General features: G+C 62.0%; 22 protein-coding genes. 11 read left to right on the plus strand and 11 right to left on the minus strand.

What is annotated here, in order from left to right; all coding sequences use genetic code 11:
* The first annotated feature begins 121 nt into the window (after positions 1-121).
* Positions 122-1378, plus strand: coding sequence for an MFS transporter (locus FPT15_RS14750; RefSeq protein WP_145162236.1), 1257 nt, complete (start codon positions 122-124; stop codon positions 1376-1378).
* Positions 1379-1523: 145 nt separating this feature from the next.
* Here FPT15_RS14750 and FPT15_RS14755 read toward each other — a convergent pair whose 3' ends face one another.
* The 4 genes from FPT15_RS14755 to FPT15_RS14770 all read right to left on the minus strand — a co-directional run bounded on the left by FPT15_RS14755 (position 1524) and on the right by FPT15_RS14770 (position 5754).
* Positions 1524-3707, minus strand: coding sequence for a xanthine dehydrogenase family protein molybdopterin-binding subunit (locus FPT15_RS14755; RefSeq protein ID WP_145162239.1), 2184 nt, complete (start codon positions 3705-3707; stop codon positions 1524-1526).
* Entirely contained in the window at positions 3704-4693 is a 990-nt protein-coding gene (locus FPT15_RS14760) for a xanthine dehydrogenase family protein subunit M (RefSeq protein ID WP_145162242.1), read from the minus strand. Before FPT15_RS14760 ends, FPT15_RS14755 begins: the two co-directional genes overlap by 4 nt.
* Positions 4690-5214, minus strand: coding sequence for a (2Fe-2S)-binding protein (locus tag FPT15_RS14765; protein WP_145162245.1), 525 nt, complete (start codon positions 5212-5214; stop codon positions 4690-4692). The genes FPT15_RS14760 and FPT15_RS14765 overlap by 4 nt, the downstream gene beginning before the upstream one ends.
* A gap of 96 nt (positions 5215-5310) precedes the next feature.
* Positions 5311-5754, minus strand: a complete 444-nt coding sequence (locus FPT15_RS14770) for a DUF4879 domain-containing protein (protein WP_145162247.1) — start codon at positions 5752-5754, stop codon at positions 5311-5313.
* Between the two features lie 210 nt (positions 5755-5964).
* Between FPT15_RS14770 and FPT15_RS14775 the strand changes: the two genes are divergently transcribed.
* The 4 genes from FPT15_RS14775 (at position 5965) to FPT15_RS14790 (ending at position 9815) form a co-directional block, all read left to right on the plus strand.
* A complete protein-coding gene (locus FPT15_RS14775; protein ID WP_145162251.1) occupies positions 5965-7260 on the plus strand; it encodes an NCS2 family permease in 1296 nt (431 codons plus the stop codon).
* On the plus strand, positions 7257-8336 hold the full coding sequence (gene trmA / locus FPT15_RS14780; protein ID WP_145162254.1) for a tRNA (uridine(54)-C5)-methyltransferase TrmA: 1080 nt from the start codon (positions 7257-7259) through the stop codon (positions 8334-8336). Before FPT15_RS14775 ends, trmA begins: the two co-directional genes overlap by 4 nt.
* A gap of 184 nt (positions 8337-8520) precedes the next feature.
* The gene (gene aroQ / locus FPT15_RS14785) at positions 8521-8961 is read left to right on the plus strand and encodes a type II 3-dehydroquinate dehydratase (protein WP_145162258.1); all 441 of its coding nucleotides are present in this window, start codon (positions 8521-8523) and stop codon (positions 8959-8961) included.
* Positions 8962-8966: 5 nt separating this feature from the next.
* The gene (locus FPT15_RS14790) at positions 8967-9815 is read left to right on the plus strand and encodes a shikimate dehydrogenase (RefSeq protein ID WP_145162261.1); all 849 of its coding nucleotides are present in this window, start codon (positions 8967-8969) and stop codon (positions 9813-9815) included.
* 124 nt (positions 9816-9939) lie between these two features.
* Here FPT15_RS14790 and FPT15_RS14795 read toward each other — a convergent pair whose 3' ends face one another.
* Complete coding sequence (locus FPT15_RS14795) at positions 9940-10605, minus strand: TetR/AcrR family transcriptional regulator (RefSeq protein WP_145162264.1); 666 nt, start codon at positions 10603-10605, stop codon at positions 9940-9942.
* An 81-nt stretch (positions 10606-10686) separates the two neighbouring features.
* Positions 10687-12588 (minus strand): 3-dehydroshikimate dehydratase QuiC, encoded by a 1902-nt coding sequence (quiC, locus tag FPT15_RS14800; protein WP_145162267.1) that lies wholly within the window; start codon positions 12586-12588, stop codon positions 10687-10689.
* A 221-nt stretch (positions 12589-12809) separates the two neighbouring features.
* On the opposite strand from quiC, the gene FPT15_RS14805 reads away from it, so the two are divergent.
* Entirely contained in the window at positions 12810-14144 is a 1335-nt protein-coding gene (locus FPT15_RS14805; protein ID WP_145162271.1) for an MFS transporter, read from the plus strand.
* A gap of 1 nt (position 14145) precedes the next feature.
* Here FPT15_RS14805 and FPT15_RS14810 read toward each other — a convergent pair whose 3' ends face one another.
* Complete coding sequence (locus FPT15_RS14810) at positions 14146-15024, minus strand: DMT family transporter (RefSeq protein WP_145162274.1); 879 nt, start codon at positions 15022-15024, stop codon at positions 14146-14148.
* 197 nt (positions 15025-15221) lie between these two features.
* Here FPT15_RS14810 and FPT15_RS14815 point away from each other — a divergent pair, with 197 nt between their 5' ends.
* From FPT15_RS14815 to FPT15_RS14825, 3 genes are all read left to right on the plus strand, one after another.
* Positions 15222-15638 (plus strand): membrane lipoprotein lipid attachment site-containing protein, encoded by a 417-nt coding sequence (locus FPT15_RS14815; RefSeq protein ID WP_145162277.1) that lies wholly within the window; start codon positions 15222-15224, stop codon positions 15636-15638.
* Positions 15639-15809: 171 nt separating this feature from the next.
* Positions 15810-16697 carry a neutral zinc metallopeptidase gene (locus FPT15_RS14820; protein WP_119740949.1) on the plus strand — a complete coding sequence of 296 codons (888 nt, stop codon included), beginning with the start codon at positions 15810-15812 and terminating at the stop codon, positions 16695-16697.
* A complete protein-coding gene (locus tag FPT15_RS14825; RefSeq protein WP_145162280.1) occupies positions 16698-17684 on the plus strand; it encodes an alpha/beta hydrolase in 987 nt (328 codons plus the stop codon). It begins immediately after the preceding gene.
* Positions 17685-17819: 135 nt separating this feature from the next.
* Here FPT15_RS14825 and FPT15_RS14830 read toward each other — a convergent pair whose 3' ends face one another.
* From FPT15_RS14830 to FPT15_RS14840, 3 genes are read right to left on the minus strand one after another with little or no spacing between them, the layout of a single operon-like run.
* The gene (locus FPT15_RS14830; RefSeq protein ID WP_145162282.1) at positions 17820-18407 is read right to left on the minus strand and encodes an HAD family hydrolase; all 588 of its coding nucleotides are present in this window, start codon (positions 18405-18407) and stop codon (positions 17820-17822) included.
* Positions 18404-19273 carry an acyl-CoA thioesterase II gene (gene tesB, locus FPT15_RS14835; protein ID WP_145162285.1) on the minus strand — a complete coding sequence of 290 codons (870 nt, stop codon included), beginning with the start codon at positions 19271-19273 and terminating at the stop codon, positions 18404-18406. The genes FPT15_RS14830 and tesB overlap by 4 nt, the downstream gene beginning before the upstream one ends.
* Positions 19274-19314: 41 nt before the next feature.
* Positions 19315-19884 (minus strand): GNAT family N-acetyltransferase, encoded by a 570-nt coding sequence (locus FPT15_RS14840; protein ID WP_145162289.1) that lies wholly within the window; start codon positions 19882-19884, stop codon positions 19315-19317.
* 76 nt (positions 19885-19960) lie between these two features.
* Here FPT15_RS14840 and FPT15_RS14845 point away from each other — a divergent pair, with 76 nt between their 5' ends.
* Both FPT15_RS14845 and FPT15_RS14850 read left to right on the plus strand, forming a co-directional pair.
* A complete protein-coding gene (locus FPT15_RS14845; RefSeq protein WP_145162292.1) occupies positions 19961-20881 on the plus strand; it encodes a histone deacetylase in 921 nt (306 codons plus the stop codon).
* Between the two features lie 170 nt (positions 20882-21051).
* Positions 21052-22278 carry a TIGR03862 family flavoprotein gene (locus tag FPT15_RS14850; RefSeq protein WP_145162294.1) on the plus strand — a complete coding sequence of 409 codons (1227 nt, stop codon included), beginning with the start codon at positions 21052-21054 and terminating at the stop codon, positions 22276-22278.
* A 122-nt stretch (positions 22279-22400) separates the two neighbouring features.
* Here the strand turns inward: FPT15_RS14850 and FPT15_RS14855 are convergent, their stop codons facing one another.
* Positions 22401-23738: a DEAD/DEAH box helicase gene (locus FPT15_RS14855; RefSeq protein WP_145162297.1), complete on the minus strand. Its 1338-nt coding sequence runs from the start codon at positions 23736-23738 to the stop codon at positions 22401-22403.
* Positions 23739-23748: the final 10 nt, after the last annotated feature.

The following is a 23748-nucleotide window of genomic DNA, read 5'->3' on the forward strand; positions in this document are numbered from 1 at the left end:
ACGGCGTGGTCTTTTGCCGCGTGACAGCTTGCCTCATGCCGGTGCACAGCAAACCCTTGCAACTATTTGTTACAGCATGATGCTAATCTCGCCGTTCCCTCTGCTCCCGACCTGAATTCCGATGCCTACGAGTGAACCTGCGTTGCTGTTGCGTCACCATCGCCCTTTCATCGCGTTCTGGCTGGCTCGGATCTTCACCGCCAGCGGCTTCCAGATGCTCACCGTGGCCATCGGCTGGAACCTCTACCAACTGACCGGCAACGTGCTGGACCTGGGCTTGGTCGGCCTGGTGGAATTCATCCCACGCGTATTGTTCATGCTGCACACCGGGCATGTGGCCGATCGCTATGAGCGGCGCAAGGTTGCCGCCATCTGCCAGACTGTGCAGGCGCTGATCGCCTTGTCCCTGGCCATCGGCGGCCTGACCGGCAACGTGACGCGCGAGATGATCTTTATCCTCGCCTTCCTGCTGGGCGCTGCGCGTTCGTTTGAAATGCCGACCACCCAGGCGCTGCTGCCGAGCATCGTGCCCAGCGCGCTGTTCCCGCGGGCCGTGGCCTCGTCGCAATCGGCGCAGCAACTGGCAACCATCGTCGCGCCAGCCTTGGGCGGTTTGCTCTACGCATTCGGCAGCGTGTGGGTGTACGGCCCGACAGTGGCGCTGTACCTGATCGCCTGCGTGCTGACCCTCAACCTGCCCGCGCGCCAGACCCCGCTGAACAAAGCCAAGGCCACCATGGACTCGCTGCTGGCCGGGATTCGCTTTATCCGCAGCCGCCCGGACATCCTCGGCGCCATTTCTCTGGACCTGTTCGCCGTGCTGCTGGGCGGTGCCACCGCGTTGCTGCCGGTGTTTGCCAAGGACATCCTGCTGACCGGCGCCTGGGGCCTGGGCCTGCTGCGCTCGGCACCGGCGGTGGGTGCGTTGTTGATGTCGTTGTGGCTGGCGCGGTTCTCGGTGGACCGGCATGTCGGGCGCGTGATGTTTACTGCCGTCGGCGTGTTTGGCGTGGCGACCATCGCGTTCGGCCTGTCGACATCGTTCTGGTTTTCCCTGGCGGTGCTGGTGGTGCTGGGCGCGGCGGACATGATCAGCATGGTGATCCGTGCGTCGTTCGTGCAACTGGAAACGCCGGATGAAATGCGCGGCCGCGTCAGTGCGGTCAACGGCCTGTTTATCGGCGCGTCCAATCAGCTGGGCGAGTTCGAATCGGGGATCACCGCCCACTGGTTCGGCACCGTGCCCGCCGTGGTCATGGGCGGGATCGGCACGCTGCTGGTGACCGGGGTGTGGATAAAACTGTTCCCAACCCTGGCCAATCGCGACCGGATGCATGTTCCGGTGGAAGAGCCGAAGGCTGAAGCGGCGAAGGTCTGAGCACCGCCGCCTGACTGGGTGCAGGACTACAAAAAAATGTGGGAGCGGGCTTGCTCGCGAATGCGGTGCGTCAGTCGATACATTCACTGACTGACGCTCCGATTCCGCGAGCAAGCCCGCTCCCACCGTGGTTTTGAGGTGTGTGCTAGAGCACCTTATCCAGGGTGATAGGGAAGTCGCGTACCCGTTTGCCGGTGGCGTGATAAATCGCATTCGCCACCGCCGCCGCCACTCCGACAATGCCGATTTCGCCCACGCCTTTGGAGCCCAGGGCATTGACGACGTCGTCGTGTTCTTCGACAAAGATCACGTCAATCTCGCCAATGTCGGCATTCACCGGGATGTGGTATTCGGCCAGGCTGTGGTTCATGTAGCGCCCCAGGTGATGGTCGATCTGCGTCTCTTCATGCAGCGCCATGCCAATGCCCCACACCACGCCGCCGAGGATCTGGCTGCGGGCCATCTTCGGATTGACCACGCGACCGGCGGCAATCGCGCTGACCACGCGGCTGACCTTGATGGTGCCCAGGTCTTCATCGACCCGCACTTCCACAAATACCGCCGAGTGAGTGGCCGTGGCGTAGCCCTCGCGTTTTTTGTCGGGCTCGCTGTCAACCTGCACTTGCAGCGCGTCCTCACCGCTGTCTTTAACCAGTTGGGCCAACGACACACTCACATCGCCTGTGTGCAATTGGCCGTCTTCAAAGCGCACGGACTCGGCGTCCTTGAACACCGGGTACGTCTGGCGGGCAACCTTCAGCAGTTTGGCGTTCAGCGCTTCGCATGCCTGTTGCACGGCGGTGCCGACGGACGACACGGTAAACGAGCCGCCCTGCAATGGCGCGGTGGGCAAGGACGAATCCCCCAGCAAAAACTGGATATCGCCCATCGCCACACCACTGGCCTGCGCGGCAATCTGGGTCATCACCGTGTAAGTGCCGGTGCCGATATCGGTGGTGGCGCTGCTTACTGTCAATTTGCCTTCGGCGTCGATGCTCGCCTTGGCGCTGGCCTTCATCTGCATGGCTTCCCACACACCACCGGCCATGCCCCAGCCGATCAACTGGTTGCCGTCACGCATGCTGCGCGGCTCCGGGTTGCGCTGGCCCCAACCGAAACGTTCGGCACCTTCGCTGTAGCACTCGCGCAGGGCTTTGCTCGACCAGGGTTTGTCTTCGTTCTGGTTGCGCTCGGCGTAGTTGATCAGGCGCAATTGCACCGGGTCCATGCCCAAGGCGCAGGCCAGTTCGTCCATCGCGCACTCCAGGCCGATCACGCCCAGCGCAGCGCCTGGCGCGCGCATGTCCAGCGGCGTGTACACATCCAGCGGCACCAGGTTGTAGGTCAGCTGCACGTTGTCGCAGTGGTAGAGCATGCCGCTCCATTCCACGACGTGCTCGCTGAAGTCTTCAAAGCGTGAGGTCTGGCCAATCGCGGTGTGCCCCAACGCCAGCAGCCGACCGTTGGCGGCCGCGCCCATCTGCAACCGCTGCAAGGTGCGCGGTCGGTAGCCAAAGGTGAACATCTGTTGACGCGTCAGGGTGACGCGCACCGAACGCTTGAGCGCCAAGGACGCCATCACCGCCAGGGGCAACTGGTATTGCGGGCGCAGGCCCGAACCGAAAGCGCCGCCGACGAACGCGGCAAAAATCCTCACCTGGCTCTTGTCCAGGCCGAAGATTTTTTGCACATAGGCCTGGCAGTTCTGCGGGCCCTGGGTTTTGTCGTGGATATGCAGGGTGCCGTCCGGCTGATACAGCACCGTACTGGCGTGGGGCTCAATCGGGTTGTGGTGTTCGATGGGCGTGCTGTAGTGCACGTCGAGGCTGACGGCGGCCGCGCTCCACTCGGCCTGGAAGTTGCCGCGGGGCGCGGGCGGCGTTTGCGGCGAGGGGTGCGCCTGCTCCTGCATGGCCAGCAAGTCGGTTTCAAAGGCTTCGCTTGCGTACTCGATCTCGACCAGAGAACCGGCATGTCGCGCCAGCTCCAGGTTGTCGGCAATCACCAGCGCCAAGGGCTGGCCGCTATAAAGGACGCGGTCGTTGTAGAGCGGGCGAAACGGCGAGCCATCCGCCGCATCGTCGTCGGCGAACGCGTCATCGTAGCTGGCAAGCTTGGGGCGATTGTGGTGATCCAGCACCATGACCACGCCCGGCAGCGCCAGGGCCTTTGAGGCATCGATCTTGATCACCCGGCCCTTGGCGATGGTGCTGGAGACCACACTGCCGTGCAGCAAGTCATTGCCTGGAAACTCGCCGGCATAGCGCGCCTGGCCGGTGACCTTGAGCAGACCGTCGACGCGGTCCAGAGGTTTGCCGATAGCGGTCATGGGCGTTCTCCTGCGACTGCGGCGTCGCTCAGGGCGCGAATAATTGCACGGCGCGCCAGCTTGATCTTGAAGCCGTTGTGTTCCAGCGGTACGGCGTCTTGCAGCAAGGCGTCGGCGGCGTTGCTGAAGGTTTCGCGGCTGACCGTCTGGCCAATCAGCGAGGCTTCCACCGCGCGGTCACGCCAAGGCTTGTGCGCCACGCCACCAAGCGCAACGCGGGCGTCGATGATTTGGTCGCCGTCCAGTTCGAGGGCGGCAGCCACGGAGACCAGGGCAAACGCGTAAGAGGCGCGGTCGCGGATTTTCAGGTAATGACTGTGACTGGCCAGCTGGTTGGCGGGCAGCTCGATGGCGGTAATCAACTCATCGTCGGCCAGCAGGTTGTCGCGCTGCGGCGTATCGCCGGGCAGTCGATGGAAGTCAGCAAATTCGATGACGCGCGCACCTGCACGGCCTTCGACATGCACCCGCGCCTCCAGCGCCGCCAAGGCCACGCACATGTCCGACGGGTGCGTGGCCACGCAGTGTTCGCTGGCGCCGAGGATCGCGTGGATACGGTTCAAGCCGGTGCGCGCCGGGCAGCCGCTGCCGGGTTCGCGCTTGTTGCAGGACACGCTGGCGTCATAGAAGTAGTAGCAGCGGGTGCGCTGCAACAAGTTGCCGCCGGTGCTGGCCATGTTGCGCAACTGCGGCGAGGCTCCGGCCAGGATGGCCTGGGACAGCAGTGGGTAACGCGCCTCGATCACGGGGTGCCAGGCCAGGTCGGCGTTGCTCACCAACGCGCCGATCATCACGCCGCCACTGGCGGTTTCTTCAACGCCCTGCAGCGGCAGGCCGGTGATATCGATCAAGTGCTCGGGGCGGCTGATGTTTTCTTTCATCAGGTCCAGCAGGTTGGTGCCACCGGCGATAAAGCGTGAAGCCGCGCTGCTCATGTGCACGGCCTCGTGCACATCGGCTGGCTTACTGTACTGGAAGGGGTTCATTGCTCACCTCCCTGGGCACGGCAGGCCGGCAAGGCGTCTTCGATGGCATCACGGATGTTGCTGTAGGCGCCGCAGCGGCACAGGTTGCCGCTCATCAGCTCCTGGATCTGCGCGGTGTCGTGGGCGCGGCCTTCATTGGCCAGGCCCACGGCGGAGCAGATCTGCCCTGGGGTGCAATAGCCGCACTGAAAGGCGTCATGCTTGATAAACGCCTGCTGCATCGGGTGCAGCACGTCGCCATCGGCCAGGCCTTCGATGGTGGTCAACTCGGCGCCATCGCACATCACCGCCAGGGTCAGGCAGGCGTTTACGCGTTTGCCGTCGCGCAACACTGTGCAGGCACCGCATTGGCCGTGGTCGCAGCCTTTTTTACTGCCGACCAGGTCCAACTGTTCGCGCAGCAGGTCCAGCAAGGTGGTCCACGGCAACACATCAAGTTGGCGGTCCTGGCCGTTCAGGGTCAGACGAATCGGGTGGCTGACGAACGGTCTGGCCGCCGCGCCATTGGGGGTTGCGCTCATAAACACCTCACGGGTTGGGGTATATCCGCGGCGTTCAGGAAAGTCGCCGTCTCAGGGGTACGACTTCCCGGGGTATTGAGCGTTCAAGAGGATTGATCAGCGGATGTTGAGCATCGTCGTCAGCGGGGTTTGCGAGCCGTTGATCGAGGAATTGCTGTACTCGAACCAGCCCGGGGCCTGGACGTTCAGGTCAAACACATAGATGTAGCCCATCACCGTGCCCACGCCATTACAGGCCTGGCTGATGTTGCCGACCTGACACACCGGCGAGCGTTGCCCGTTCAACTCTGCGCCATCGAAACGGCCCATCGGGCTTTTGCCCAGGCCGACTTCCATCACCGACACCTTGGTGGGCCCGCGATGGGTGCACATCTGCGTGCTGGTCGCGCGCTCCGGGATGGTTTCAGCGCAACCGGCAGACTCCACTTTAAACACGCGCACCTCGCTCAATGCCGGTGCAGTCGCGCCCCAAGCCGGTGCCGCCAGCCCCAGGCCGATTATGGCGAACAGAGCTAGACTGCTGGCGTTGGCTTTTTTCATGCTGTTGACGACTCTGGATTAAACGTCGGCGCAGTATGCCTCAAGGCCATCCACCCACAAAACCAAGCCTATGCGCCATTGGCCTTCGGCTGCTGGTATGATGCGCCGCTTTTTCCGATCCTCTCTGAAACCACAGGCGCTTGGCGCAGTTTGTGCTTTGACTTAGAGGTCAACAAATAACGACGCAAAATAGCGTCACAGGGAGCCGGCATGCTGGAAAAGCTGTTTCAACTCAAAGCACACAACACCAACGTGCGCACCGAGATTCTTGCGGGGATCACGACCTTTCTGGCCATGGCCTACATTCTGTTCGTGAACCCGAGCATCCTTGGCGAGACCGGCATGGACAAGGGCGCGGTGTTTGTCGCGACCTGCCTGGCCGCCGCCATCGGTTCGACCGTGATGGGCCTGATCGCCAACTACCCGATCGCACTGGCGCCGGGCATGGGCCTCAACGCCTTCTTTACCTACACCGTGGTGCTGCACATGGGCCACACCTGGCAAGTGGCGCTGGGCGCGGTGTTCATTTCGGCGGTGCTGTTCTTCCTGCTGTCGATCTTCCGCATCCGTGAGTGGATCATCAACAGCATCCCCTTGCCCCTGCGCTCGGCGATTGCCGCCGGTATCGGCCTGTTCCTGGCGCTGATCGCCCTGCACAACGCCGGTATCGTGGTCGGCAACCCGAACACCCTGGTGGGCCTGGGCGACCTGAAACAACCGGCGCCTATCCTGGCCACCTTTGGTTTTATCCTCATCGTTGCGCTGGAAGCCCTGGCCGTACGCGGTGCAGTGCTGATCGGCATTCTGGCCGTGACCATTGTCTCGATCCTGTTGAATGTCACCCCGTTCGGCGGCGTGATCTCGATGCCACCGTCCCTGGCCCCGACCTTCCTGCAGCTGGATATCAAAGGCGCGCTGGATATCGGCCTGGTCAGCGTGATCTTCGCGTTCCTGTTCGTTGACCTGTTCGACAACTCCGGCACCCTGATCGGCGTCGCCAAGCGCGCCGGCCTGATGGGCAAGGACGGCCACATGCCAAAAATGGGCCGTGCGCTGATCGCCGACAGCACCGCGGCCATGGCCGGTTCGCTGCTGGGCACTTCGACCACCACCAGCTACATCGAGTCCGCGGCAGGCGTGAGCGCCGGTGGCCGTACCGGTTTGACCGCCATCGTGGTCGCGATCCTGTTCCTGCTGGCGCTGTTCTTCTCGCCACTGGCGGCCAGCGTTCCGGCCTTCGCCACCGCGCCTGCGTTGTTGTTCGTGGCCGTGCTGATGACCTCGGGCCTGGCCGAAATCGACTGGGATGACATTACGGTTGCAGCGCCGGTGGTGATCACCGCCCTGGCGATGCCCTTCACTTACTCCATCGCCAACGGCATCGCCTTCGGTTTCATCGCCTGGACCGCCATCAAGCTGCTTTCGGGCCGCTACCGTGAGCTGAACCCGGCACTGGTGATCCTGTCGATTCTGTTTGTGATCAAGCTGGGCTGGTTCAACGCATGACTTTTGACGCCGCAAGCTACACCGCTCAACTGCAAGACAAGGTCACGCGCTTGCGTGACCTGCTGGCACCGTTCGACGCACCCGAGCCACAGGTCTTCGATTCGCCGCTGCAGAACTTCCGCCTGCGTGCGGAGTTCCGCCTGTGGCGCGAAGGCGGCGAGCGCCACTACGCGATGTTTTCCCAGGACGACAAGCGCACGCCGATTCTGATCGAAGCATTCCCGATTGCCAGCCAGCGCATCAACCAGTTGATGCCGCAACTCAAAGCCGCCTGGCAAGCCAGCGCGGCCTTGAGCCACAAGCTGTTCCAAGTGGAGTTCCTCACCACCCTGGCCGGCGACGCGATGATCACCCTGTGCTACCACCGCCCGCTGGACGAGCACTGGCACGCGGCCGCCAACCAACTCGCTGCCGACTTGAATGTCAGCATCATCGGGCGCTCCAAGGGCAAGCGTGATGTGATCGGCCACGACTACGTGGTGGAAAAACTCGCCGTCGGCGGGCGCACGTTCAGCTATCGCCAACCCGAAGGCGCGTTCACCCAGCCCAACGGCACGGTGAACCAGAAGATGCTCAACTGGGCGTATGAAGCCTTGGGCGATCGCCCGGATGATTTGCTGGAGCTGTACTGCGGCAACGGCAACTTCACCCTGCCGTTGGCGACCCGTGTGCGTAAAGTGCTGGCGACCGAAATCAGCAAGACCTCAGTGAATGCGGCGTTGAGCAACCTCGATGAAAACGCGGTGGATAACGTCACCCTGGTGCGCCTGTCGGCTGAAGAACTCACCGAAGCGCTCAACGAAGTGCGCCCGTTCCGCCGCCTGCATGGCATCGACCTGAAAAGCTACGAATTCGGTAGCGTGTTCGTCGACCCGCCACGCGCCGGCATGGACCCGGATACCTGCGAGCTGACGCGGCGCTTTGACAACATCCTCTACATCTCCTGCAACCCGGAGACGTTGGCGGCGAACATTGCGCAACTGCATGACACGCACCGGATCACCCAGTGTGCGATGTTTGACCAGTTTCCATGGACGCACCATATGGAATCCGGCGTATTGCTGACCCGCCGGTAACCCGTCTCACACGCGTGCGACCGCCCTCCTGCCATTGGCAATGGGCGGTCGCCGACCACCGAAAACTCCCGCGCGTTGATTTACGGTTCGATAATCGAACAGATCCGCCGCCGTCAATTGACCAAATTAACCATCCAGTACATTTTATCTCCACAACCAATAATAACTGTGGAGATACCCCAAAATGCCGCCCATCGTGCTGGTGCTCAACGGCCCCAATCTCAACCTGCTCGGCACCCGCGAGCCCGCCACCTACGGCCATGAAACCCTGGCCGACATCGCCGCCCTGTGCGGGCGCAGCGCAGAAAAACTCGGGCTGAAAATCGAATTCCGCCAGACCAACCACGAAGGCGAACTGCTCGACTGGATCCACGGCGCCCGCGCCCGGTGCGCCGGCATCGTGATCAACCCGGCAGCCTGGACCCACACCTCGGTAGCAATTCGCGACGCATTGGTGGCCAGCGAAGTGCCGGTGATCGAGGTGCATTTATCCAACGTGCACGCGCGTGAGGCGTTTCGGCATCACTCGTTTGTGTCGCCCATTGCCAAGGCGGTGCTCGCCGGGTTCGGCAGCCATGGTTACCACCTGGCCCTGGAACATTTCAGCCACACGTTGAAAGGGTGAGCCCGATGAAACCGCGCATCCTCGCCGGCCTGATCGGCGCAGGTATCCAAGCCTCCCGCACGCCTGCCCTGCATGAGCAGGAAGGTGATGCCCAGGGCTTGCGCTACCTGTATCGCCTGATCGACCTGGAACCGCTGCAACTGAATATTGATGCCCTGCCCGACCTGCTGCACGCCGCCGAGAGGATGCAGTTCACCGGTTTGAACATTACCTACCCGTGCAAACAGGCGATTCTGCCGTTGCTCGACGAATTGTCCGACGAAGCCAGGGGCATTGGCGCGGTCAACACCGTGGTGTTCAAGAACGGCAAACGCATCGGCCACAACACCGACTGCCTGGGCTTCGCCGAAGGATTCCGACGCAATTTGAATGACGTCGCGCGCCAGCATGTCGTGCAGATGGGTGCCGGCGGTGCGGGCGCGGCGGTGGCCCACGCGCTGCTGGCCGAGGGCGTGCACCACCTGAGCATTTTCGACGTGGACGTGACCCGCGCTCGGGACCTGGTGGATAACCTTGCCCAGCGTTTCGGCGCCGGGCGCGCGCAGGTCGGCAACCACCTGGAAAGCGCCATGGCCGAGGCCGATGGGCTGGTCAACACCACGCCGATGGGCATGGCCAAGCTGCCCGGCACGCCGGTGCCTGCCCATCTGTTGCGGGCGGCATTATGGGTCGCAGAAATCGTGTATTTCCCGCTGGAAACCGAGCTGCTGCGCGATGCCCGCGCCTTGGGCTGCCGCACGCTGGATGGCGGCAACATGGCGGTGTTTCAGGCGGTAAAAGCGTTTGAGCTGTTCAGTGGTGAGAGGCCGGATGCGCAGAGGATGTTGGCGCACTTCCAGAGCATGAATACCTGACTGCCGAAACCGACCCCATGTGGGAGCGGGCTTGCTCGCGAAAGCGCTGTGTCAGTCGCCGGATGTATTGACTGACACTCCGCATTCGCGAGCAAGCCCGCTCCCACAAGGGTATTCGATGGATTTAGGCTTGCAGGTAACGCATCACCGCTTCACAAATCATCTCCCGATGCCGCTGTTTAACCGCCTCGTCCGACAACCCGATCTGAAAGATCTCACTGAACGTATGGCGGTTGGACACTCGGTAAAAGCTGAACGAGTTGATCAGCAGGTGCACGTCCAACGGGTCCAGCCCTTGGCGGAACACGCCCATCTCAACGCCGCGCTGCAAGGTGGCGCCAAGCGCTTCGAGAATATTGCTGTTCATCGCCTTGATCGAATCCGAGCGCTTCACGTATTCGGCGTTGTTGATGTTTTCGATGCAGACGATGCGCACGAAATCCACGTTCTGGTCATGGTGATCAAAGGTGAATTCCACCAGCCGACGAATCGCTTCGCGCGGCTCCAGGGCGGTGAGGTTCATGCGGGTTTCAGTATTGCGAATGTCGCCGTAGAGCTTCTCCAGCACCTCGACGTATAACTGCTCCTTGCTGCCGAAGTAGTAATAAATCATGCGTTTGGAGGTGTGGATGCGCTCGGCGATGGCATCCACGCGAGCGCCGGACAGGCCCTGCTGGACAAACTCGACGATCGCTTCCTGCAGGATGTTTTCGCGGGTCTTTTCCGGGTTGTTCTTACGACTCTTGCGCGGTGCGTCTGACACAGCGGAGAGGTCGGGGGTCAGGGTCATGGTGCGCTCACGGCCATTTTTGTTGTGCAGGCCGCGATTATGGGCCGAGGCGCTTCCCGAAGGAAGCACCTGGCCGCGCCGTCATAACCGTGCTTGTCGCGGCGCCCCGCTACGCGATTTGGCCATCGCCGCCAGGCGCACTGCCACGTTGGCTGCGCCATACCCGGCATAGCCGTTTTTGCGCTGGATGATCTCGAAGAAAAACCGCCCTTCGAACGGCTCGGTGTACACATGAAACAGCTCACCGCCCTGAGCGTCACGGTCGTACAGCACGTTGTAGTACGCCAGCTCGCTGAGGAACTCGTCGTCGAAATCAAAGCGTGCCGCCAGGTCGTCGTAGTAGTTGAGCGGGATGTCCAGCAACGGCACGCCTGCCTCTTTGGCCCGACTCACCTCGGCGAAAATATCCGCACAGTCGAAGGCGATGTGGTGCACACCCGAGCCGCGGTAGCTCGACAGCGCGTGGGAAATCGCCGTGTTGCGGTTCTCGGAAATGTTCAACGGCAGGCGAATCGAGCTGCAACGGCTGCGCAGCGCGCGGCTTTTCACCAGGCCGTACGGGTCAGGCAGCACCACTTCATCATCGGCTTCGAAATCCAGCAGGCTCTTGTAGAACAACACCCAACTGTCGAGGCTGTCGGCGGGCAAGGCCATGGCCATATGGTCAATGCGCAGCAGGCCGCCGCTTGAGGTGGTAGTCGGTTGCAGATTGAAGTCGGTGCCGTACAGCCCGCCTGCGTTCTGATCCACCAGGTAAATCAGGCTGCCGTCCGGCGCACGCACGGCGGCCAACTCCAGTTCATTTGGCCCTACAAGCCCCCGATAAGGCTGGCCTTTGTAGGCCACCGCGCGCTGCAACGCCTTGGCGCTGTCCTTGACCCGAATCGCGGTGGCGCACAGCGACGGCCCATGGGCTTCGAAAAAGTTGTGGGCAAAAGAATAGGGTTCGCAATTGAGGATCAAGTTGATATCGCCCTGGCGCAACAGGCTCACGCTCTTGGAACGGTGCTGCCCGGCCTTGACGAAACCCAGGCGCTCCAGCCATTGCGTGAGCTTGGCAGCGAGGTTTTCATCCACGGCAAACTCAAGAAATTCGATGCCGTCGTACTCGCTGGCGGCCGGCGTATCAAACAGCAGGTCGACCGGTTGAGCAGGCGCTTGCTGCTTGAGGCGCTCGCGGGTTTTCTCTTCCAGGTACAACAGCGAGCGCAAGCCATCCGCCGCATTCGCCCGCGTCGGGGCTGCGCGGAAACCATCGTTGAAAATTTCCAGAGACAACGGCCCGCTGTAGCCACTCTGGATAATCGGCGCAAGAAACCCCGCCAGATCGAACTCGCCCTGCCCCGGGAAGCAGCGGAAATGCCGGCTCCACTCCAGCACGTCCATGGCCAGGATCGGCGCGTCGGCCATTTGCACAAAGAAGATTTTGTCGCCCGGGATCTGGGCGATTGCACTCGGGTCGCCCTTGAGCGACAGGGTGTGAAAGCTGTCGAGCAACACGCCAAGGCTCGGGTGGTCGATCTGACGCACCAGGTTCCACACCTGCTGCCAGGTATTCACGTGCTTGCCCCAGGCCAGCGCTTCATAGCCGATGCGCAGGCCACGGCGGCCGGCGTGCTCGGCGAGCAGGCTGAGGTCGTCGAGCAGAGTCTGCTCATCGCCGACGCAATCGGCCGAAGCGTTGCTGCACACCAGCACCAGGTCGGTGCCCAGTTCCTGCATCAAGTCGAACTTGCGCTCGGCGCGCTCGATGTTGCGCGCCAGACGGTCGCGGCGGCAGCCTTCAAAGTCGCGAAACGGCTGGAACAAGGTGATGGCGATACCCAGGTCGGCGCACATCTGCCTGACTTCCCGTGGGCTGCCGTCGTAATACAGCAGATCGTTTTCGAAGATTTCCACACCATCAAACCCGGCAGCGGCGATGGCTTCGAGTTTTTCCGGCAGGGTTCCACTCAAGGAAACAGTGGCAATGGAGCGTTGCATGGGGCGACTCCCGACAAATGAGGCTCGTCTTATTTACGGCAAATTATTGGCCGCTAAACTGTGCACAGCAATTGAAATGTACGAACCGGTTAGTTTTTTGGGCGATTATCGAACAAAATGGTAATCCGCGAATTGACGAGTTTTTAGCCACTGCGCACCATCGAACACGTATCAAGACCCAGAACACACCATAAAAATTTCAAAAAAACGGGTACGACCTCATGCCTTCGCAAACTCCCGCCGTGGCCGTGCGCCACAGCAATCCGCACAGCGGCATCGGCGACAAAATCCGCGGCGCCATGGCCGTGGGCAAAACCCGCTGGGGCATGCTGGCCCTGGTGTTCTTCGCCACCACCCTGAACTACATCGACCGCGCCGCGCTGGGCGTGATGCAACCGATCCTGGCCAAGGAGATGAGCTGGACGGCGATGGACTACGCCAACATCAACTTCTGGTTCCAGGTCGGCTACGCCATCGGCTTTGTGCTGCAAGGCCGGCTGATTGACCGAATTGGCGTGAAGCGCGTGTTTTTCTGCGCCGTGTTGCTGTGGAGCATCGCCACGGGCGCCCATGGCCTGGCGACGTCGGCCGTCGGCTTTATGGTCTGCCGCTTCGTTCTCGGGCTGACCGAGGCCGCCAACTACCCGGCCTGCGTCAAGACCACGCGATTGTGGTTCCCGGCCGGTGAGCGCGCGGTGGCCACCGGTATTTTCAACGCCGGCACCAATGTGGGCGCGATGATGACGCCGATGCTGCTGCCATTGATCCTTCACGTGTGGGGCTGGCAGGCAGCGTTCCTGTGCATGTCGGCACTGGGCGGGATCTGGCTGGTGTGCTGGGGCCTGAAGTACTACAACCCGGAAGACCATCCGACGGTCAAAAAATCCGAATTGGACTACGTGCTACAGGAAGTCGAACCAGAGCAACCCAGCGTGCCTTTCAGCCGCATCCTGCGCATGCGCGGCACCTGGGCCTTCGCCCTCGCCTACGCACTGACCGCGCCGGTGTTCTGGTTCTACCTGTACTGGCTGCCACCGTTTCTGAACCAGCAATACAACCTGGGCATCAACGTGACCCAAATGGGCATCCCGCTGATCATCATTTACCTGACAGCCGACTTCGGCAGCGTGGGTGGGGGGATTCTGTCGTCATTCCTGATCGGCCGTGGGATGAATCCGATCAAGGCGCGGCTGTTGTCGATGCTGCTGTTTGCCTGCTGCATCGTCGGCGTGATCATGGCCGCCGGCTCCAGCCAGTTGTGGGTCGCCGTGTTCGCCATCTCCCTGGCCATCGGCGCGCACCAGGCCTGGACCGCCAACATCTGGAGCCTGGTAATGGACTACACGCCCAAGCACATGATGAGCACGGTGTTCGGTTTCGGCGGCATGTGCGCAGCTATCGGCGGCATGTTCATGACGCAGATCGTCGGCCACATCCTCACGGTCACGAACAACAACTACACCGTGCTGTTCACCCTGATCCCGGCGATGTACTTCATCGCGCTGACCTGGATGTACTTCATGGCGCCTCGCAAGATTCCGACCGTCGAGGCTTGATTCAGCGCCGCCGCTGCTGCCAGGCAGCGGCCAACCCACTCATGCAGATCACCCCGATGCCGACCACCGTGGTCATGTCGGGGGTATGGTTGAACACCAGCCAGCCCAACAACCCCGCAAACACGATCTGGCAATAGCCGAACGGCGCCAGCAAGGCCGGCGCCGCAAAGCGGAAGGCCTGGGTCAACATCAAGTGCGCGGTCATGCCGCACGTGCCCAGCGCCAGCATCAGCACGCCATGCCACACCGTGGGCAACTGCCAGAAGAACGGCACCATCGCACTCATCACCAGGGTATTGCACAGGCCAGCGAAAAAGTTACTGGTGGTCGGCGTGTCGTATTGGCTGAGGATGCGCGTGAGCAGCTGGTAGAAGCAGAAGAACAACGCCGAACACAGCGGCAGCAGCACCGCAGGCGTGAACAGCTCACCGCCGGGGTGGATGATGATCAGCACGCCGACAAACCCGCAGATCACCGCCAGCCATTGGCCACGTGTCACGTGTTCACCTAGCAAGGGCACTGACAGTGCTGTCACCAGGATCGGCGCCAGGAAGTTCACCGCCGTGGCTTCCGCCAAGGGGATGTAATGCAGCGCCGCGGTAAAAAACAGGCTGGTGCCCAGTAGGCACAACGCACGCACCACCTGCATGCCCGGGCGTTTGCTGCGCAGTACGCGCAAGCCCGACTGCGGCAGGAAAATGCCGGCCATCAACAAGGTGTGCACCAGGTACCGCGCCCACACCACCATCACGATCGGGTAGAACCCGGCCAGGTATTTGGACAAGGCGTCGTGGCTGGAAAACAGAAACGTTGCCACCACAATCAGCAAAATGCCTTTGAAGGGATGGTTGACGCCGGAAAGGGGTGTACTGACAGTCATTGAATTCTCTTGCATGGCGGGCTGAATGCTGAGCACTGAACACGCAAGCGCTCAACCCGGTAATCTAGCAGGCGGGCCTGCGTGCGCCCCAAGAGCATAACCAAACACCGTGCGAACAGCGCACTAAATCACCGGATTCGAGTCCAACGCTGCACCTTTGCCCGCGCGTTGCACTTTTTAACCAAGGCCTTGCCGCTATGAAAAAGACACTCTTTGCTCTTTCTGCTCTCGTCCTGCTCACTGCTTGTAACCAAGAGTCCAAAGAAGCGCCCAAGCCCGCCCCGGCCTCGGTGCAGGCCACCCTGGTACCGGCCACGCCGCCCACCGACAAATGGGTCGGCAAGTGGATCGGCGTCGAAGGCCTGAACCTGACCATCGCCAAGGACGACAGCATCGGCCGCGGCCACTACGTTCTGACCATGAAGTACGGCCTTGACGCCGACGACGAAGGCACCTTCAAAGGTGAAGCCAACGAAGACGGTATCGCCTTTACCCGCCCGGACGGCCCGCAACAATTGAGCGCCGGCGACGGCGAGGCCACTGGCCTGAAATGGCTGGCGGATAAAAAGGACTGCCTGATCGTCGATACCGGCGAAGGCTATTGCCGCGACTGACCCAATCAAGCTGACACAACTTTCATCTGGCGCCCCTGCCTGCACGGCCTGACAGCAGCAATACTAGGCAACTCTTGTTGCTTGTCGGACAGCCGGGCTGGCGCCATTCATACGCACCAACAACACTGCTCTTACAAAAGTGTTCGACAGGTTTAACGAGAGGATTGCCCCATGCTATGGAAAAAAGGCCGACGCAGCGACAACGTGGTAGATGCCCGCGATGACAGTGGCGGCGGCGGTGGCGGCATGCGGTTTGGCGGCGGCAAGGGGCTGAGCCTGACGGCAATTGTGTTGATCGTCGGTATTGGCTGGCTGACCGGCCAGGACCCGCTGCAGATCCTCGGCCAGTTGACCGGCCAGGCGGAGCAAGCGCCGTCAGTGAGCACGCAGTCGCGCCAGGCACCGCCGGCCAATGACCAGCAGGCCGATTTCGTCCGCGCGATTCTGGGTGACACCGAAGACACCTGGGGCCAGGTGTTCAAGGAAAACGGGTTGGTCTACAAGAACCCGAAACTGATTCTGTTCCGTGGTCGGGTCAATTCCGCCTGCGGTGGCGCCACCTCGGCCAGCGGCCCGTTTTATTGCCCGGCTGACCAGCAGGTGTATTTGGACCTGGATTTCTTCCGGGAAATGTCGCAGCGCTTCCAGGCCGCCGGCGATTTCGCCCAGGCCTACGTGATCGCCCACGAAGTCGGGCACCACGTGCAAACGCTGCTGGGCATCTCGGCCAAGATTCAAGCCGCGCGCCAACAGGGCCGCCAGATGCAAGGCGACGGCGGCCTGCTGGTGCGCCAGGAGCTGCAAGCCGACTGCTTTGCCGGCGTGTGGGCCAACCGTGCGCAAAAACGCCTGAACTGGCTGGAGCCCGGCGATATCGAAGAAGCACTGAATGCGGCCAACGCCATCGGCGATGACCGTTTGCAACAGCAGGGTCAGGGCCGCGTGGTGCCGGACTCGTTTACCCACGGCACCTCTGCGCAGCGCGTTCGCTGGTTCAAAACCGGCTTCGCAGCGGGCCAGATCACTCAATGCGACACTTTTACAGCGAAGAGTCTTTAGATGAATAAACGATTGGGATTGCTGTTCGGCGTGATGATTGCCTGTTCCTCCTCCACCTGGGCCGCCGAGAAAGAACACGGCGTCAAGGTGGTCAGCCCCGATCGTTTCCACCTGGACGCCGGTGACCTGAGCCTGGGCTTGAGCCAGGACTGGAACCAGCCGCTGCCCAACGTGACCCGCGCGCTGATCATCGTGCATGGCCGCCTGCGCAATGCACAGACCTACCTGCAAAGCGGCGAAGATGCCGCCGAAAACGCCGGGGTTGCGGCCAAAACCCTGGTGATCGCGCCGCAATTTCTCAACGAGTCCGACATAAAGCGCAACCACTTGGGCAGCCAGGTGCTGCGCTGGAACGGCAATGACTGGATGGCCGGCGACGCCTCGACGGGCCCCGGCCAGCTCAGTTCCTACGGCGCGCTGGACCAGATCATCAAGCACCTGGGCAACCGCAAGCTGTTCCCGGCGTTGAAGGAAATCGTGGTGGCCGGCCATTCCGGCGGCGGCCAGGTGGTGCAGCGTTTCGCCCTCACCGGCCACGACCACCCGCTGCTGCAAACCGAAGGCATCAGCCTGCGTTATGTGGTGGCCAACCCGTCGTCCTACGCCTATTTCAGCCCGCAACGCCCGGTGAAATTCGACACGGCCAGTTGCCCTGGCTTCAACGACTGGAAATACGGCATGCAAAACCTGCCGGACTACGCCAAGGGCCAGAGTGCCCAGCAGCTTGAGCAGGCTTACGTGTCACGCGACATCACCTACTTGCTCGGCCAGCAGGACACCGACCCGAACCACCCGGCGCTGGATAAAAGCTGCGAGGCCGAAACCCAGGGTGCGTATCGCCTGATTCGTGGGCACAACTATTTTGACTACCTCAAGCAGCGTCATCCGCAGCTGACTCAGAGGTTGGTGGAAGTGCCAGGGGTTGGGCACGATGGGGATAAGATGTTTACTTCGCCTGAGGGCGAGAAGGTGTTGTTCCCTAAGTAAAAACAGCTGACGAAACCGGATAAAAATGTGGGAGCGGGCTTGCTCGCGAAGGCGGATTTTCAGTCGACTCATCAGTGACTGATCCACCGCTTTCGCGGGCAAGCCCGCTCCCACATTCGATCTTCAGTGCTTGGGCTAAATCATCTGGCGCAGCACTGCGCAATCCGCCGCATGCCAATCCGCCAGTTCTGGCCACGGGTTCTGCGGCACGTTAACCAATACCGTCTTGGCTCCTGCCGCCCGCCCGCAATCCAGGTCAAAGCGGTAGTCCCCGACCATCACCATTTCGCCCGGCGAAACCTCCCAAGCTTCTGCCAGTTTCAGCAACCCACCCGGGTCCGGCTTGGGCGGCGCATCTTCACGCCCCAGCACATCGTCGACGGCAAAGCAGTCCGCCAGGCCAATCGCCTGCAGGGTGATGTGCGCCAGCTCGCGCGCATTGCGCGTTAGGATGCCCAGGCGATACCCGCGCCCGGCCAGCTCGCGCACCAGCTCCACCGCGCCCACAGCGGCAACCGAACCGAGTGCCAATTCGCGCTCATGCTCCAATAACCACGCGTGCTTGGCCGCCGCCACGTCCGCCCGCAAGGCCGCCAGGTGCGTAAGGATGTCGTCTTCGGGCGGAATCTCCAGGGCCACGCGGATCGCCGCAAAATCATGCACGGCCACCGTGAGGGTGCCGTCCATGTCAAACACCCAATGCTTAACGTCGGACAGGCTCATGCCCAGTCCTTGCGATGACGAATCAAGCCTTCCTGGGTCACCGAGGCCACCAGTTGCCCGGCGCGGTTGTACACGCTGCCGCGCGAGAAACCGCGCGAGTTGCCGGCCCACGGGCTGTCCATTGCGTACAGCAACCAGTCATCGGCGCGCAGGTCGGCATGAAACCACAGCGCGTGGTCGAGGCTGGCGACCTGCATATCTTTTTGCCACACGGTCTTGCCATGGGGCAGCAACGAGGTGGTCAGCAAGCCGAAATCCGAGGCGTAGGCCAGCAGGTATTTATGCAGCGCGGGCGCGTCGGCCAGCGCGCCGTCGGCTCGGAACCACACGTACTTGACCGGGTCGGACGGCTGCGGGTTGTACGGGTCTTTTTCAGTCACCGGGCGCACTTCGATCGGCTTGGGGCACAGCAACTTGTCGCGCATGTGCTCGGGGATCAAGTGCGCACGCTGCTTGGTCAGTTCCAGCTCCGAAGGCAAATTCTCCGGGCCGACCACCACAGGCATGGTGGTCTGGTGCTCAAAGCCCTTTTCGTCATATTGGAACGAAGTGGTGCAGGTGAAAATCGGGTTGCCCTTCTGGATAGCCGTGACGCGGCGCGTGCTGAAACTGCCGCCATCGCGCACGCGGTCAACCGAATACACCACCGGCAATGACGCATCGCCGGGGCGCAGGAAATAACCATGCAGGGAATGCACATGTCGCGCTTCTTCTACGGTCTGGCTGGCAGCCGACAGCGACTGGCCCAGCACCTGGCCACCGAACAGTTGGCGAAAACCCAGGTCCTGGCTGCGGCCGCGAAAGAGGTTTTCCTCGATCGGCTCCAGCGTCAGCAAGTCCACCAGATCTTCCAATACTTGGCTCATAGAGCAACTCCTACAACAATCGAGAGGGCATTCCGGGCTGCTTATCCGTGCAGCGTGTCCAACCATTGGGCGCGGGTGATGCGATACAAAACATGATGGCGCAGCGGGTCATCGGCTGCGACCTTGGGGTGTTCAAAATCTGCCTGGGGATCGTAATGCATACCGATGGCCTGCATGACTTTTTGTGATGGCAGATTGGTTTCGGTGGTGAAGGCGAGAATTTCATCCAACTGCAGTCGGTCGAAACCACACCGCAGCGCGGTCCACGCGGCCTCACTGGCGTAGCCCAAACCCCAATGTTCGCGGGCCAGGCGCCAGCCAATTTCCACCGCCGGGGTAAAGTCCGCTTCAAAGCTGACATTCAGCAGCCCGGTCAGGCCGATAAACTCGCCGGTGTCCTTGCGCTGCAAGGCCCACAGGCCAAAGCCGTATTCAGCGAAATGCCCGCGAATCCGGCCAATCAACGCCGCGCTTTCCAAGTGGCTCAACTTGGCCGGGAAATAACGCATCACCTGCGGGTCGGCGCACATGCGCGCAAATTCCGTTAAGTCGCTGTCGCGCCATTGGCGCAGCACCAGCCGTGCGCTTTCCAATTCCAGTATCGGCTCCATGGGTCCCCCTCCCTTGCCATGTGCGTGAGTGTACAGCGCTGGTAAGATCCTTCGCAGGTTCCCGTCAGAAAATCCCATGCCCTTGCCATTGATCTACCACGATGACTACAGCCCTGAGTTCCCGGCAGACCACCGGTTTCCCATGGACAAGTTTCGCCTGTTGCGCGATCACCTGGTGGACAGCGGGCTGACCGAGGACAGCCAATTGCTGCGCCCCGAACTGTGCCCACCCGAGATTCTGGCCCTGGCCCATGACGCTGGGTATATCGAACGCTACATGGGCGGCGAGTTGTCCCGCGAAGACCAACGGCGCCTCGGCCTGCCGTGGAACGAAGCCCTGGCGCGGCGCACCGTGCGCGCGGTCGGCGGCTCGATCCTCGCGGCCGAACAAGCGCTGCAACACGGCCTGGCCTGCCACCTGGCGGGCGGCACCCACCACGCCCATTACGATTACCCGGCCGGCTTTTGCATCTTCAATGACCTGGCGGTGATCAGCCATTACCTGCTGGCCAGCGGCCGGGTCAACCGCGTGCTGATCTTCGACTGCGACGTGCACCAGGGCGACGGCACTGCACGCATCCTCCACGACACGCCGGATGCCATCACCGTGTCGCTGCATTGCGAAAAGAACTTCCCCGCACGCAAGGCCCAGAGCGACTGGGACATCCCGCTGCCCATGGGCATGGGCGACGCCGATTACCTCAAGGTGGTGGACGATGCGCTCAACTACTTGCTGCCGCTCTATCAGCCTGACCTGGTGCTGTACGACGCCGGTGTCGATGTGCACAAAGACGACGCCCTCGGTTACCTCAAGCTGACAGACGCAGGCGTTGCCGCCCGCGATGAAAGCGTGATGCGCCACTGCCTGGGCCGCGACATCCCGGTGATGGGCGTGATCGGTGGCGGCTACAGCAAAGACCGCCCGGCCCTGGCCCGCCGCCATGGCATCCTGCACCACAGCGCTCAGCGGGTGTGGACGTCATCAGGCTGTCATTGAAGTGTGAGCGTTACCCACAATGCCTGTGGAACGGCCTGTGGATAACTTGAGCGTAAGCGCCTGAAAGCGCACAGCCATATGGCCTGTAGGAAAGTGTACGTTTTTTGATCAGGCAGCCACGCTGCCGTCGGGTAGAATGCTCGGCCTATTCAGCGACCGTAGCCTTGCCCATGCCTCAGACCTCTTCTCAACACATCATTATCATCGGCGGCGGCCCAGCCGGGCTGATGGCCGCTGAAGTCTTGAGCCGAGCGGGCGTACGGGTGGACCTGTATGACGGCATGCCGTCGGTGGGTCGTAAGTTTCTGCTGGCGGGCGTGGGCGGCATGAACATCACCCACTCCGAGGCGTACCCGGCGTTCCTGTCTCGCTACGCCGAACGTGCGCCAGCTATGGCGCCGGTGCTGCGAGCGTTCGGTGCCGAGGCGTTGTGCGAGTGGATTCATGGGCTGGGCATACAGACCTTTGTCGGCACTTCCGGCCGCGTGTTTCCTACCGACATGAAAGCCGCACCGCTGCTGCGCGCCTGGCTCAAACGCCTGCGCGAACAAGGCGTGGTTATCCACACCCGCCATCGCTGGCTGGGCTGGACGGCCGACGGCGGTTTACTTATCCACAGCCCGGACGGCGAAAAAACTGTCCACAGCGATGCCGTGTTGCTGGCCCTGGGCGGCGGCAGCTGGTCGCGCCTGGGCTCCGATGGCGCCTGGCTCAAGTTGCTGGAAGACAAAGGCGTGCCTTACGCGCCGTTACAACCGAGCAATTGCGGCTTTGAGGTGTCGGCCTGGAGCGAATTAATGGTAAGCAAATTCGCCGGCGCGCCGTTGAAAAACGTCGCCATCGGCGTGGCGGATGACAAGCCTCGGTTGGGGGAATGCGTGGTCACCGCCATGGGCATCGAGGGCAGCTTGATCTACGCGCTCTCGGCGCCGATTCGTGAAGCGATCAATCGCGATGGCTCAGCCACAGTGCATATCGACCTGCTGCCGAGCAAGCCGCTGGACAAGGTGCAGGCTGCACTGGCCAAGCCGCGTGGTTCGCGCTCGATGAGCAAGCATTTGCACAGTCAGTTGGGCCTGGACGGGGTCAAGGCGGCGCTGTTGCGTGAGTTGGCGCCTGCGGAACACTTCCATGATCCGGCGCAGCTGGCGGTGGATATCAAGGCATTGCCGCTGACACTGGTGAAAACCCGGCCGATGGATGAAGCCATCAGCACCGCAGGTGGTGTGCCGTTTGAGGCGCTGGATGAGCGGTTGATGCTCAAGCAATTGCCGGGCGTGTTTTGCGCCGGGGAGATGCTCGATTGGGAAGCGCCGACGGGCGGCTATTTGCTGACGGGGTGCTTTGCCAGTGGGCGGGCAGCGGCGCGGGGCATGTTGGAGTGGCTTAGGCGCTGAAATCGGCGGTGAATTCAGAGCCGCCTTCGCAGGCAAGCCAGCTCCCACATTTTGAGCTGTGAATACATTCAAAGTGTGGGAGCTGGCTTGCCTGCGATGAGGCCAGTAGCCGCGACGAAAAATTACTTCTTCTTGCGCGGGCCTGTGTTGAATACCGGCACCTTGCGCACCGGCTTGATCGACGGTTCAGCCGGCGCTACGTCCCCGCTGTCCACCCACTTACCCAAATTGCGCTTACCACCGCCACCACCCGAAGCCTTGGGCTTCTTCGGTTTCTTCGGCTTCTTCACCACCTGGCCACTGGCATCGGTGTCCGGCACGCGGTGCTCCGGTTCGAAGTCCGGCTCCATCTTGCGGGTCAAGGTCTGACGCGTCAGCATCTCGATGGCCGACAGCATGTTCACCTCATCGGCACACACCAGCGAAATCGCCTCACCGGTATTGCCCGCACGGCCGGTGCGACCGATACGGTGAATGTAGTCTTCGGCCACGATTGGCAGGTCAAAGTTGACCACCAGCGGCAAATCTTCGATATCCAGGCCACGGGCTGCCACGTCGGTGGCCACCAGAATCTGCACGTCGCTGGATTTGAAGCGGTCCAGCGCACGCTGGCGGGTTGCTTGCGGTTTGTCGCCGTGGATGCCGTCGGCATTGATGCCCAGGCCCTGCAACTTATCCACCAGCGCGTCCACGCCGTTACGGGTTTTGGCAAACACCAGCACCTGCTTCCAGCGACCTTTGCGCATCAGGTGCACAAACAGCTCCGCCTTGCGCTTCTTGTCCACCGGCACCACCCACTGCTTGACGGTGTTGGCGGCGACGTTGCGCGGGCTCACTTCAATGCTCAGCGGGTCGTTGAGCATCTGCCCGGCGAGCGAGCGGATTTCATCGGAGAAGGTCGCGGAAAACAGCAGGGTCTGGCGCTTTTTCGGCAGCATGCGGTAGATGTTCGCCAGCTCTTCGGAGAAGCCCAGGTCGAGCATGCGGTCGGCTTCATCCAGCACCAGGGTTTGCAGCTGGTTGAGCTTCAGCGCGTTCTGGCGGAACAAGTCGATCAGGCGGCCAGGCGTGGCGACCAGAATGTCGACGCCCTTGCGCAGCTTCATCATCTGCGGGTTGATGCTCACGCCGCCGTACACCGCGTACGTGGTCAGCGGCAGGTGTTGGGCGTACTCGGCGACGCTGGCGTGAACCTGCTCGGCCAGCTCGCGGGTCGGGCACAGAATCAGCGCACGCGCCGAGTTGGCGGCGACTTTCGGCCCTTCCATGGTCAGCAGTTGCAGCAGCGGCAGGGCGAAACCTGCGGTCTTGCCGGTGCCGGTCTGGGCCGCGGCCATCAGGTCGCGACCGGCCAGCACCGCCGGAATGGCTTGCGCCTGCACCGGCGTCGGGGTCTGGTAGCCAAGCGTCTCAAGGGCGCGCAGCAAGGGTTCGATCAGGCCAAGTGTGGCGAAAGTCATGTGTTTACCG

This window comes from Pseudomonas sp. RGB (assembly GCF_007713445.1).
Taxonomy (GTDB): domain Bacteria; phylum Pseudomonadota; class Gammaproteobacteria; order Pseudomonadales; family Pseudomonadaceae; genus Aquipseudomonas.

Excerpts from the sequence above, each read along its gene's own strand:
- FPT15_RS14825 (WP_145162280.1), top strand. The coding sequence starts at position 16,698 with ATGAATAAACGATTGGGATTGCTGTTCGGCGTGATGATTGCCTGTTCC.
- FPT15_RS14805 (WP_145162271.1), top strand. The coding sequence starts at position 12,810 with ATGCCTTCGCAAACTCCCGCCGTGGCCGTGCGCCACAGCAATCCGCAC.
- FPT15_RS14810 (WP_145162274.1), bottom strand. The coding sequence starts at position 15,024 with ATGACTGTCAGTACACCCCTTTCCGGCGTCAACCATCCCTTCAAAGGC.
- trmA (WP_145162254.1), top strand. The coding sequence starts at position 7,257 with ATGACTTTTGACGCCGCAAGCTACACCGCTCAACTGCAAGACAAGGTC.
- FPT15_RS14765 (WP_145162245.1), bottom strand. The coding sequence starts at position 5,214 with ATGAGCGCAACCCCCAATGGCGCGGCGGCCAGACCGTTCGTCAGCCAC.
- FPT15_RS14760 (WP_145162242.1), bottom strand. The coding sequence starts at position 4,693 with ATGAACCCCTTCCAGTACAGTAAGCCAGCCGATGTGCACGAGGCCGTG.
- FPT15_RS14830 (WP_145162282.1), bottom strand. The coding sequence starts at position 18,407 with ATGAGCCTGTCCGACGTTAAGCATTGGGTGTTTGACATGGACGGCACC.
- FPT15_RS14855 (WP_145162297.1), bottom strand. The coding sequence starts at position 23,738 with ATGACTTTCGCCACACTTGGCCTGATCGAACCCTTGCTGCGCGCCCTT.
- FPT15_RS14795 (WP_145162264.1), bottom strand. The coding sequence starts at position 10,605 with ATGACCCTGACCCCCGACCTCTCCGCTGTGTCAGACGCACCGCGCAAG.
- quiC (WP_145162267.1), bottom strand. The coding sequence starts at position 12,588 with ATGCAACGCTCCATTGCCACTGTTTCCTTGAGTGGAACCCTGCCGGAA.
- FPT15_RS14775 (WP_145162251.1), top strand. The coding sequence starts at position 5,965 with ATGCTGGAAAAGCTGTTTCAACTCAAAGCACACAACACCAACGTGCGC.
- FPT15_RS14820 (WP_119740949.1), top strand. The coding sequence starts at position 15,810 with ATGCTATGGAAAAAAGGCCGACGCAGCGACAACGTGGTAGATGCCCGC.
- aroQ (WP_145162258.1), top strand. The coding sequence starts at position 8,521 with ATGCCGCCCATCGTGCTGGTGCTCAACGGCCCCAATCTCAACCTGCTC.
- FPT15_RS14815 (WP_145162277.1), top strand. The coding sequence starts at position 15,222 with ATGAAAAAGACACTCTTTGCTCTTTCTGCTCTCGTCCTGCTCACTGCT.
- tesB (WP_145162285.1), bottom strand. The coding sequence starts at position 19,273 with ATGAGCCAAGTATTGGAAGATCTGGTGGACTTGCTGACGCTGGAGCCG.
- FPT15_RS14770 (WP_145162247.1), bottom strand. The coding sequence starts at position 5,754 with ATGAAAAAAGCCAACGCCAGCAGTCTAGCTCTGTTCGCCATAATCGGC.
- FPT15_RS14840 (WP_145162289.1), bottom strand. The coding sequence starts at position 19,884 with ATGGAGCCGATACTGGAATTGGAAAGCGCACGGCTGGTGCTGCGCCAA.
- FPT15_RS14850 (WP_145162294.1), top strand. The coding sequence starts at position 21,052 with ATGCCTCAGACCTCTTCTCAACACATCATTATCATCGGCGGCGGCCCA.
- FPT15_RS14750 (WP_145162236.1), top strand. The coding sequence starts at position 122 with ATGCCTACGAGTGAACCTGCGTTGCTGTTGCGTCACCATCGCCCTTTC.
- FPT15_RS14845 (WP_145162292.1), top strand. The coding sequence starts at position 19,961 with ATGCCCTTGCCATTGATCTACCACGATGACTACAGCCCTGAGTTCCCG.
- FPT15_RS14790 (WP_145162261.1), top strand. The coding sequence starts at position 8,967 with ATGAAACCGCGCATCCTCGCCGGCCTGATCGGCGCAGGTATCCAAGCC.
- FPT15_RS14755 (WP_145162239.1), bottom strand. The coding sequence starts at position 3,707 with ATGACCGCTATCGGCAAACCTCTGGACCGCGTCGACGGTCTGCTCAAG.